We start from the raw sequence: 1,018 nt of genomic DNA, 5'->3' as shown, positions 1-1,018 counted from the left end.
ATCGCCTGTCCACCGGCAAGCGCATCAACTCCGCTGCGGACGACGCGGCCGGCAATGCCATTGCCACCCGCATGACCTCGCAGATCCGCGGCCTCAACCAGGCCGTGCGCAATGCGAACGACGGTATCTCGCTGACCCAGACCGCCGAAGGCGGCATGAACGAGATCGTCAACATGATGCAGCGTATGCGTGAACTGGCCGTCCAGTCGGCCTCGGGCACGCTGGTTGCCGGTGACCGCACCAACCTGCAGGCGGAAGTCACCGCGTTGATCGCCCAGGTCAACGACGTTGCCACCAAGACCACCTTCAATGGCGTTTCGCTGCTGAACACCGCTGGCCCGGTCGCCATCCAGACCGGCAGCGCTTCGGGCGACACGATGAACATCGCGCTTGCCGATGTCACCGCCACCGGTCTTGGCATCAACGCCATCACCATCGCCACCGACACCGGTGCCGCCGCCGCGCTGACCTCGCTCGACACCGCGCTGAACACGATCACCACCGCACAGGCCAATCTCGGCGCCAGCCAGAACCGTCTGCAGGCGACCGTCTCCAGCCTGGTCAACCGCGCCACCAACCTGTCGGAAGCCCGCTCGCGCATCCAGGATGCGAACTTCTCCGAAGAATCGACCAACCTCGCGAGGTCGCAGATCCTCAGCCAGGCGTCGACCGCGATGCTCGCCCAGGCCAACCAGAGCCAGCAGGGCGTGCTCAGCCTGATCCGTTAAGCGACGCAGGGGGGCTGACGGACGCCTGTCAGGAAAATGACGCGTCCGCCAAGAAACTGACGTTTTCCGCTTAATTTCCTGTCAGCCCCCGCCGTCAAAGCGCTTGAGGCCGCCCCAGCAATGGGGTGGCCCCAGGGAAGAAGTGAAAGGACTCAACAATGACCGTTATTGGAACGAACGTTGCGGCCCTCCGGGCTGCCAATGCTTCGACCGCGGCTCAGGGCAGCCTGTCCCGGTCGATCGATCGCCTGTCCACCGGCAAGCGCATCAACTCCGCTGCGGACGACGCG

Annotated in this window: 2 protein-coding genes; both read left to right on the top strand. The window is 64.7% G+C overall.

What is annotated here, in order from left to right:
- On the top strand, positions 1-728 hold a 728-nt coding region (locus AX735_RS11445), incomplete at its 5' end, for a flagellin N-terminal helical domain-containing protein (RefSeq protein ID WP_066280078.1).
- Between the two features lie 158 nt (positions 729-886).
- Positions 887-1,018 (top strand): flagellin N-terminal helical domain-containing protein (locus tag AX735_RS24320; protein WP_446471808.1); only part of this gene is annotated, 132 nt, incomplete at its 3' end.

The sequence above is a fragment of the Blastomonas sp. CCH1-A6 genome, assembly GCF_001556365.1.
In the GTDB taxonomy this organism is placed as follows: Bacteria; Pseudomonadota; Alphaproteobacteria; order Sphingomonadales; family Sphingomonadaceae; genus Blastomonas; species Blastomonas ursincola.
Note: the sequence above shows the minus strand (reverse complement) of the source record. Positions and strands in the feature narration are given on the sequence as shown.